We start from the raw sequence: 9,573 nt of genomic DNA, 5'->3' as shown, positions 1-9,573 counted from the left end.
ATTCACGCTGCATTTATATCGTATTAAACACTCGGTTATCCCGAATTGGGGTAATCCTTACGACATCCACATTCCTTTGGTCTTCATGGGATGGCACATTCAGCATGGTGCCACTACCCAGCCTCACTACATGACCGACATTGCCGCCACCGTAAGTGCCCTGCTCCACATCCAGGCACCCAACGGCTGCATCGGAACACCTATATTCTAATGGAATTTCAGATACAAGTTTTATAAAGTATCAAGGGGTTAAGACATTAGAATGTCATAGCTTCTTACAACATCCTGACTGAGTCATTTTGTTCAAAGTCATTTTGTTCAAAATCGATTTTCAGTCAGGATTTGTTTTTATCTAATTCTTGATAAAACAAAAAAATCTTGATAATATTTTCTGTTATCAAGACTCATCATCATCATTGATGATTTTCAGATAGTCATCGTAGCTGATAAACCTACCGCCCATGGAACGGAGATGCGGAGTCTCGAGTTGGCAGTCGATGAGTTTCATTCCCTTACGCTGCATGAAACGGGCCAGATAGATGAGCGCCAGCTTGGAGGCTGAGGGAACGAGCGAGAACATACTCTCGCCAATAAACACAGGGCCGATGGTGACGCCATAGAGTCCGCCCACGAGCTGATCGGTAGCATCGTCCCACACTTCTACACTCGAGGCAAAGCCCTGACGATGAAGCTCCGTATAAGCCTTGATCATATCGTCGCCCAGCCAGGCTCCATCCTGCTCGATGCGCAGTTTGCTGCACTGTGCGATGACGTCGTCGAACGCCTCATTGATGCTGTAGCTGTACTGGTCTTTGTTGATGAGCGTGCGCATGGAGTGGCTCACGTGTATCTCTTCGGGGAAGATGACGAAACGCTGCATAGGACAATACCACAGAATATCAGGCTGGTCGCGAAAACTGTACCAGGGGAAGATGCCGTGGCAGTAAGCCAGCAGCAGGCGGTCGATACTTAAATCGCCGCCCACAGCAAAGAGTCCGTCCTCATCGCCTGAGCGTGGGTCGGGAAACGTGGGATAAGGCGTTGACTCGTCTATCTGAAATATCATTGTTCTTTTTTTGAGTATTAATTGCAAATGGAGAGTTAGAGAAGTTAAGGAGTTAGAGAAGTTAACATCTTAACTATATCACCAGCTCCTTGCCTTCGAGCTTAACCACTGCCTTTCCACCCTTCTTCAGCTTGCCGAAGAGAAGAGCCTTCATGAGCACAGGCTTGAGGCGGTTGCCGATGACACGATCCATCTCGCGGGCGCCATACTCCTTGGTGAATCCCCACTTTAGGAGTTGCTCTCGCGTCTGAGGTGTAAGCTCGATACTGACGCCCTTGGCGCTGAGTTTGTCGGCGAGCTGGGCAAGCTTCTTGTCGAGGATAAGCTCTGCCATGTGCCTGTCCATATCGTGGAACACCACAGTGTCGGAAAGACGGTTGATGAACTCGGGGCGGAAGGTTTTCTTCACCTGTGCGAGCATCGCCTGACCACGACTCACATTGCCTGCGAAACCGATGTTGGCCTGCGAGGCATACTGAGCTCCGGCATTAGAGGTCATGATGAGGATGACGTTGCGGAAGTCAGCCTTCTGACCCTTGTTGTCGGTAAGTCGGGCATAATCCATCACCTGGAGCAGGATGTTGTAGATGTCGCTGTGTGCCTTCTCTATCTCGTCGAGCAGAAGCACGCAGTTGGGCGTCTTGCGGATAGCGTCGGTGAGCTGTCCACCGTCCTCGTAGCCCACATAGCCTGCCGGCGAGCCAATGAGTTTGGCAACGGCATGCTTCTCGGTGTATTCGGACATATCGAAGCGCACCAGTTCGATGCCCAACTCGCGGGCGAGGACGCGTGCCACCTCGGTCTTGCCCACTCCCGTAGGTCCTACGAAGAGAAGCGACGCCATAGGCTTGTCGTCGTCGATGAGTCCTGCCTTCGCCATCATCACGGCTTCCACCACCTTGTCGACGGCTGTGTCCTGACCATAGATCTTGTCGAGCATTCGTTGGCGCAGCGATGCCAGGGCAGAGTTGTCTTCGTCCTTGATGGCGGCAGCGTCTATCTTGCACACCTTGGTGAGAATCTGCTGAATGACGGCCTTGGTGACATAAGAGCGCTGGCGGTTGGCAGGATGCACCTCAAGATAGGCGCCGGCCTCATCCATGAGGTCGATGGCCTTGTCGGGCAGGAAGCGGTTGCTGATGTATTTGTCGCTGGCCCGCACCGCATATTCGAGGGCGTCCTTGCGATAGGTGACGCCATGATAGATATTGTACTTATGCTGCAGCCCCTCGAGAATCTTGATGGCTTCGTCGACGGAAGGCTCCTTGATGTCGATCTGCTGGAAACGGCGCACGATGCCCTTGCTCTTCGCCATGTAGCGGTTGTACTCCTCGTAGGTAGTGGAACCAATGAAGCGGATGTCGCCAGCCTCGAGATACTGCTTGAGCATGTTGGAGGCATCAGGTCCGCCATCCGATCCCCTTCCGGCTCCTATCATGTTGTGAATCTCGTCGATATAGATGATGACATTGCCCTCCTTGGCAGCTCCGTCCATCACCATCTTGATGCGTTTCTCGAAGTCGCCACGATACTGCGATCCGGCAAGCATCTGTCCGATGTCCATGCCGTAGATGCGGGCTCCCTTGAGGCGGTCGGGCACCTGATTCTCGTTGATGAGTTTGGCAAGTCCGAAGACGAGGGCTGTCTTTCCCACACCAGGCTCGCCCACGTGCAGCGGATTATTTTTCTCGGCACGGCAGAGCACCTGTATGGTGCGGTCGAGTTCTTTCTCGCGGCCGATAAGCGGATTGTGCTGGTCTACCTTGTCGGAGATGCAGGTGACGAGCTTATGCCAGTCGGAGGGATGGCGTTTTCCGGTCTGCCAGCCTTCAGGGTCGTCATACTCATCGTTGTCGATGCCGTCGTCTTCATCGTTGTCATCGTCGTCATCATACCAGAAGTCGCCGTCATCACCGTCTTCGTCGTCATCATCGAAGTCGGAACTTCCGCTTTCTATAAATGCCCTCATCTCGTTCATCAACTCTTCATCGCTGAGACCGCCTTCGCTCTCATTCGCCAACAGGGGAGAGAATTTGCTAAGCTCTTTCATTTCCGGGTCTTCCTCATCGGGAAACTTTTCGCCTACGAGTCGGGTGAACTTCTCGCCCTGCTCACCGATGTACTTGTCGATGAGAAAGGGAGCCTCTGTGTAAGGAAGAGTCAGCATGGCAGTGAGGAAATGAGTCACATTGAGTTTCACCCCAGCTCCGCCAGCCAGGTTGACCAGATAGGCAGAGCTGTGCATTGCCTTGAAAAGCACCGAAGGCTCGGGCTTCACATGAGAGAATTCTTTGGGAATGCGCTCCTGCTGCTTAAGCCACGCGTCGAGTTCCTGACGCATGGACTTTTGGTCGATCTTCATCCGGCGCATGATACGGACAACCTCGGGATGGTCGATGATGCTCAACAGCAGATGCTCGGGCATGAGAAACTCGTGATGGTATGAGACTACATTGTCCATTGCCTTGTAAAAGAAGAAGGACATGGATTGGGTAAGTCCTGGGAATAATTCCATAGCTATACTTATTTTTTACTCAACTTTGCAAAATCAATTTTTCACACAGGCTCAATGGTAAATTCGAGAGGATACTTTGCCTTGTCTATCTTCCTCCTCGCCTTCTCCACCTTGCTCTTTGCCACGTCATAGCTGTAGATGCCTACCGAGGCTTTCCCCTCGCGATGGGCCTTGAGCATGATGGCATTGGATTCCTCGGCGGCCTTGAAGAAGCATGTGTACAGAATGTCGACGACAAATTCCATCGGTGTGACGTCGTCGTTGTGTAGAAGTACCTGATAACGTTTAGGCTTCTTGATTTCAAGATCCTGACGTTCTTTTACTGCTGTTTGTCCTTGTGCCATAATTCAAATGCGTTTGTTATGTTGCTAAGAGAGAATGAGTCTTTTTGATAGTTCTACTCTGCGTAGGCATGAGTGATTTCCACCACATACACATCGTGGAAGCCGCCCTTGGCGCCATACCACTGCAGAAGGTCTTTGTCGATAAACTTTTCTGCCGACATACTGTCCTTATAGAGTTTTCTGCACTCCAAGGTGAGTCGGGCCTGTTCGAAACCGATACTGCCACCCTCCAAGACGACGGGCTTGAGTCCTGTGGCCTCACACTTGTCGAGGTCGCGTCCACTCTTTGAACCGCAGAAATTGTATATCTTGCGTGCTTCCTCGCTATGCCCCAAGAAAGAGAGTGTCATGGTGTCGTTGGCCTCTATGAGCTCGTGTGTGAAGCGCTCGGGACGAATGAACACCACTGCCACGGGCTTGTTCCACAGCCAGCCCAGGCAACCCCAAGAAGCTGTCATCATGTTGAACTTGTCCTTGTTGCCTGCAGCCACAAGAATCCACTCCTTCCCTATCGTCTCAAAAACATTGTCGTTGATTTGCTTAATGTCTATCTGTTTCATATCTATATTATATTTAATAAGGTGAAACTCACCTTTATGTTGTGTCATTAGCAGAGCCTTCACATTTGCGAAAGTTGAGTGCAAAGATATCGCAAGCGAGCGCAATGAAAGCTTGCTTTCAAATTGCCGAGCGCAGGATATCTTATGCAAAGATAATAAAAAACTGCGTATAATTGTAAGGAATAGGATTTTTTACAAGATTTTTTTTTACTTCTATAACTTCTGAAGTTCAGTTAAAAATCTCACACTCAGGGATGAAAATAAATTCCCAATCTCTTCGTTTAATCAGATTTTTGCAGTACCTTTGCAGGCCGAAAGCCCATGGCAAAACAGCCAAAGGCTTATTTTTTAATCTTTTTATACATTCATTTTTAATGTACAAATCAATTTTTAACAAGCACAACTGCCTGAAGTTCAACCGCTTCTCCAACAAGGGCTATGCTCTTTTCTCCGTTTTGGGAAAAGAGGTGCTCGTGGGCGCACTCAGCGTTGCCACACTCAGCCATGCCAAGGCTGAAGGCATCAGCACAGAGGGTGTAAAGGCCGACTCTACCCTGTATAAGGGAGGAAAGGCTTACGAGCTCGACGCGGTGAACGTTACCGGCTCACGTGCTCCAATGACTGTTGAGCAGTCTCCCAAGATTGTGTCTGTCATTACCCGCGACGATATTCATCGTGCGGCTGCGCAGACCATCAATGATGTTTTGAAATTAGCTACTGGCGTGGATGTCCGTCAGCGCGGTGGCTTTGGTGTACAGACGGATATCTCCATCAATGGTGGAACCTTCGACCAGATTACCATTCTCCTGAATGGCGTCAACATCTCCAATCCACAGACGGGTCACAATGCTTCCGACTTTCCTGTTGCCCTTGCCGACATCGATCACATCGAAGTGCTCGAGGGTGCTGCTTCTCGCATTTTCGGAACATCAGCCTTCAATGGCGCCATCAACATCGTGACTCGAAAAGCACAAAACGATGGAGTGGCAGCACTCGTAGAGGGTGGATCGTTTGGCAGCTTCGCTACACAGGGGCGCCTACAGTCTTCATTCACCACAGGCAAGTGGACACACGCCTACTCTGCCAGTGGTGGCTACAAGCGCTCGGATGGTGGCACGGAGAACAGCGACTTTGAGAAAGGACAGGGCTTCGGACAAGTCAACCTGAGCTACAACCAACGCTTCGATATCAACGCACAGGTGGGATATGCCCAACAGAGCTACGGAGCCAACACATTCTACAGCGCCAAGTTCAACAACCAGTATGAGAAGACCGACCACACAATGGCATCGCTCAACCTCAACCTGCACAACCCACACCAGACGTGGCAAATCGCTCCACAGTTCTATTACAACAACTTCAAGGACCACTATCAGCTGACACGCGGCAAAGCGGGGGCTGCAGCGGGTGAAAACTACCACGACCTGGATGTATATGGAGGCGGACTAAATGCCAATATAGCATGGATGTTAGGTAAGACAGCCGTAGCGTTCGATATCAGCAAGGAGCGCATCTACTCTACTGCCCTCGGCGAGCCACTGGCAGAAGAAGACTATAAGAACATTCACGGAACCGACCGACAGTACACACGCAAGGGCGAGCGAACCAATACCAACATCATGCTGGAGCACAACTTCATCTTCGGAGGTTTCACACTCTCGGCAGGTGTCCTCGCCAATAAGAACACAGGACTTGACAACGACTTCCGTTTCTATCCAGGTATAGACATGAGCTACCGTCCTGACGACAACTGGAAGTTCTTTGCTTCCTGGAACAAGGCGCTGCGTATGCCTACCTACACCGATCTATATATCAGTAATGTGGTGCAACAAGGCGACATCACACTAAGCCCTGAGAAAAACTCTACTTTCAAGATAGGTGCACAGTACCGACAGAAGGGGTTGGCTGCTACGATAAGCGGATTCTATGCACACGGCACCAACATGATAGATTGGGTACAGACCTCGGAAACCGAACTCGCCGACAGCAAATATCACGTGATGAATATCGGAAAACTCAACAACATGGGCTATAACCTCGATGCCACTATCTACATGAGAGAGCTCATACACAACTGCTTCATCACACGCATCAAGGTGGGATATGCCTATATCTACCAGGATCATAAAACCGATGCCGACATTCTCAAGTCGCTCTATGCTTTGGAATATCTCAAGCACAAAGCTGTCTTCGGCTTGGATCATCAGATATGGAAAAAGCTTTCTGCTTCATGGGCGGTGCGCTGGCAACAACGCATGAATGGTTACTCTCCCTACACCAAGGTGGACTGCAAGCTCATGTGGGATGAGAAGAAATATAGCATCTACGTGAAGGCCGATAATATCACTTGCCATCGCTACTACGACCTCGCTGGCGTGAAGCAGCCAGGACTGTGGATCATGGCTGGTGCCAGTGTCAACCTCGGTTGGTAATAAACTGGCAATATAATAAAAACGAGCCTTGAAGCGAACTTTTCATCAGTTACTTCAAGGCTCGTTCCTTTTTTAGTCGGAGTTCGTATAATTCTACCTACTTTTATTCCGGTTTCAGATATTTTCCGTTCACTTTTATCGGTTCGAGATGGATTCCCACATGGGTATCTGCGCCGAAGTGCTGCTTCAGTTTTGTTTCTATATGAGTAGCATGCTCATGCGCCTCATAAAGCGAAAGAGAACCTGGCATGCGGACATGCATCTCGATGGCAATCTTGTTTCCGATGCGACGGGTACGCAGGTTATGAATCTCTTCCACTCCCCGCTCTTCGTTCGCAATCTTCAGAATTTCATCTTCCTCCATTTCCGGAAGACTGGCATCCGTCAGTTCTTTCACAGACTGCATCACCAGTCCCCAGGCGGCCTTGATGATGAAGGCACTCACGATGATGGCAGCCAGCGGATCGAGCACCGCCCACTTTTCTCCCAGGATAATGGCGCCGCCTATACCGAACATCGTTCCGATACTTGACAAAGCATCGCTGCGATGATGCCAGGCATTCGCCACAACTGCCTCGGAATGATATTTCTTTCCGGCTTTTACCGTAAACTGATAAGCCCACTCCTTCATCACGATACTTACTATGGCAGCAATCAAGGCTACAACGCCCGGCTGCCGCAATGTCTCGCCGCAGATGGCACGATAGGTCTTGGTAACACCAGAATAACAGATCATCACACCCACCACGAAGAGCGAAATGCCGATGATGGCAGTGGCAAGCGTCTCGTATTTGCCATGCCCATAATCATGGTCTTTATCCTTCGGCTTATTGCCCAGTTTTACGAATACCAGTACCACCACATCGGTAGCGAAATCGGTGAGCGAATGGATGGCATCGGCTATCATGGCGGCAGAATGTCCCAAGATGCCTGCGGCAAACTTCAGCACAAGCAACAGCACATTGATGATGCTGCCTGCTATTGTTACCTTGTAAACTGATCTTAATCTCTGTTTCTCATCCATCATAACATTCATGTTTTTGTATAATTGGGCGGCAAAGATAGCTTATTTTTGTGAAAACGGAAAAGATAAGAGATTAAAAAAGATAAAAAAATCATGTATTATCTGAGTTACCTACTCGTTCAGGTCTCTCGGCTTGCCTTCCAGACTCTGGTCGGCAATCTGTTTCTGGTCCTTGGCAAGATAATGCTTGCTGCTGTCGATGGCAATGAACACGCCGTCGCTTATGCCTCTGACTCCCTTCTGTGGGGCAAAGGTTACGATGCGGCTGTCGAACTCGCCGATATAGTCGAGACAGCCTGTGGCAGCATCCATCCACCACACATTCTTCCTATCACCCGACACCTTGCCAAGGTCTATCTTCATGGGCACACAGTTGTAGTTGTACACCATCAGGTAATCCTTGCCACGGGTGGCAAGCAGACGGTTGTAGCGTTCGCCATTCCTGCCCACAATGATGCTCTGGTCGGGCACCCGCTCGAAATAAGGCATGGTGAGCATCAGGTTCTTGAGATGCTTCATCTGATTGAAGCCAGGGTCATCAAGAGCCTGATACCAAGTTTTCTCCGAGCCGCTGATGCCATAACTCGTGGGATAACCAGGCTTCAGCATCTGCATGATGGCGTTATGACCATAGGTGTGACCACAAGAGCCGGCAAAAACACTCCAATAGGCATAGCGACGCACATCGTAGTCTTGCCAACGCTCTTCACAAGGGTCGTGTAGTCCTTTGGGGATATCCTCATAGCTGGGCTCTGCATCGAGCACAGGCTTCATGGGGTTATAGGCCCAGGTTGAGTCCACATACATCCAGTTGTCCTCCTCAGTATTGTCGGGAATGGGATAGTCCTTGTTGCCCATGCGCTGTCCATACTTGCGGTGTCCACTCTGAAAAGCATGGAAGTCTATCCACGGAGCTTTGCTCCACCACTTAGCTGAGGTATAACGACCACGGGGATGATACGTCATTAGGTGGTTGTGGTCGATGCTCTTGATGGAACTTGCCAACGATTCCCATACCTCGGGGTGGATGTCGCCCTGTATGTCGCCACCCATCACCCAGATGATGTTGGGCGAGTCCTTGTATCGGTTGGCCAGGAAACTGCCGTAAGCCTTGGCTTGGCGTGCATTGATATTACCTGCCTTCACCTGTGAGCCCCATATAGTCACCATACCGATATAGATACCATTCTGTTCGGCCAGTTTGATGATATAATCCATGTGATCCCAATAGCTGTACACACCATCGGGATCGGCCTTCGTCAAGTCCCATCCAGCTGGCAGCGAGGGTTGTCCATAGATGTTATAGGCAGGGGTTCCGTTCATCACCTGCACCAAGACAGTGTTGAAGCCTGCCGCACGGCATTTCTGAAGGTAATACTGTGCTTCCGAACGATCGAGACGTTCGGGGAGAAGCCAGCCTGTATCTCCCAGAAGGAAGAAGGGGGTACCATCTTTCAACTGAAGGTAGCGATGGTTGGCAGACACCATCAGTCTACCATGACTCCAGGGCTTTACATGGGTTGCGGCATGGACTGTGGCAGTGAGTAGGCAGACCACAGTCATGATGGTCAAGGTCTTGAATGTTTTCTTCATTGTTTCTGTAGCTTTAAGTCTTCTTAGACTTATAACGCA

Annotated in this window: 7 protein-coding genes and 1 pseudogene; 2 read left to right on the top strand and 6 right to left on the bottom strand. The window is 50.1% G+C overall.

All coding sequences use genetic code 11. The features are described 5' to 3' along the window. Positions 1-211, top strand: a pseudogene (locus F7D20_RS12935) (hypothetical protein); the annotation flags it as partial. A 186-nt stretch (positions 212-397) separates the two neighbouring features. Here F7D20_RS12935 and aat read toward each other — a convergent pair. The 4 genes from aat to F7D20_RS08880 form a co-directional block, all read right to left on the bottom strand. Beyond that, complete coding sequence (gene aat, locus F7D20_RS08895) at positions 398-1,066, bottom strand: leucyl/phenylalanyl-tRNA--protein transferase (protein ID WP_158463738.1); 669 nt, start codon at positions 1,064-1,066, stop codon at positions 398-400. 73 nt (positions 1,067-1,139) lie between these two features. Further along, entirely contained in the window at positions 1,140-3,581 is a 2,442-nt protein-coding gene (locus F7D20_RS08890) for an AAA family ATPase (protein WP_158463737.1), read from the bottom strand. A gap of 41 nt (positions 3,582-3,622) precedes the next feature. After that, entirely contained in the window at positions 3,623-3,925 is a 303-nt protein-coding gene (locus tag F7D20_RS08885) for an ATP-dependent Clp protease adaptor ClpS (protein WP_022252174.1), read from the bottom strand. A 53-nt stretch (positions 3,926-3,978) separates the two neighbouring features. After that, positions 3,979-4,485 carry a flavin reductase family protein gene (locus F7D20_RS08880; RefSeq protein ID WP_158463736.1) on the bottom strand — a complete coding sequence of 169 codons (507 nt, stop codon included), beginning with the start codon at positions 4,483-4,485 and terminating at the stop codon, positions 3,979-3,981. A gap of 374 nt (positions 4,486-4,859) precedes the next feature. Here F7D20_RS08880 and F7D20_RS08875 point away from each other — a divergent pair, with 374 nt between their 5' ends. After that, a complete protein-coding gene (locus tag F7D20_RS08875; protein ID WP_158463735.1) occupies positions 4,860-6,917 on the top strand; it encodes a TonB-dependent receptor plug domain-containing protein in 2,058 nt (685 codons plus the stop codon). A gap of 103 nt (positions 6,918-7,020) precedes the next feature. On the opposite strand, the gene F7D20_RS08870 is transcribed toward F7D20_RS08875, so the two are convergent. Further along, complete coding sequence (locus tag F7D20_RS08870; protein ID WP_228114153.1) at positions 7,021-7,941, bottom strand: cation diffusion facilitator family transporter; 921 nt, start codon at positions 7,939-7,941, stop codon at positions 7,021-7,023. Between the two features lie 111 nt (positions 7,942-8,052). Then, positions 8,053-9,504, bottom strand: a complete 1,452-nt coding sequence (locus F7D20_RS08865) for a glycoside hydrolase family 140 protein (RefSeq protein WP_437182665.1) — start codon at positions 9,502-9,504, stop codon at positions 8,053-8,055. Positions 9,505-9,573 lie beyond the last annotated feature (69 nt).

It is taken from the genome of Segatella copri, assembly GCF_009495355.1.
Taxonomy (GTDB): domain Bacteria; phylum Bacteroidota; class Bacteroidia; order Bacteroidales; family Bacteroidaceae; genus Prevotella.
The sequence above is the reverse complement of the archived record's forward strand: the minus strand, read 5'-3'. Positions and strand labels throughout refer to the sequence as shown.

What these genes read in the sequence shown, in the direction of transcription:
- aat (WP_158463738.1), bottom strand. Translation starts at nt 1,066, where the DNA reads ATGATATTTCAGATAGACGAGTCAACGCCTTATCCCACGTTTCCCGAC.
- F7D20_RS08890 (WP_158463737.1), bottom strand. Translation starts at nt 3,581, where the DNA reads ATGGAATTATTCCCAGGACTTACCCAATCCATGTCCTTCTTCTTTTAC.
- F7D20_RS08885 (WP_022252174.1), bottom strand. Translation starts at nt 3,925, where the DNA reads ATGGCACAAGGACAAACAGCAGTAAAAGAACGTCAGGATCTTGAAATC.
- F7D20_RS08880 (WP_158463736.1), bottom strand. Translation starts at nt 4,485, where the DNA reads ATGAAACAGATAGACATTAAGCAAATCAACGACAATGTTTTTGAGACG.
- F7D20_RS08875 (WP_158463735.1), top strand. Translation starts at nt 4,860, where the DNA reads ATGTACAAATCAATTTTTAACAAGCACAACTGCCTGAAGTTCAACCGC.
- F7D20_RS08870 (WP_228114153.1), bottom strand. Translation starts at nt 7,941, where the DNA reads ATGGATGAGAAACAGAGATTAAGATCAGTTTACAAGGTAACAATAGCA.
- F7D20_RS08865 (WP_437182665.1), bottom strand. Translation starts at nt 9,504, where the DNA reads ATGACTGTGGTCTGCCTACTCACTGCCACAGTCCATGCCGCAACCCAT.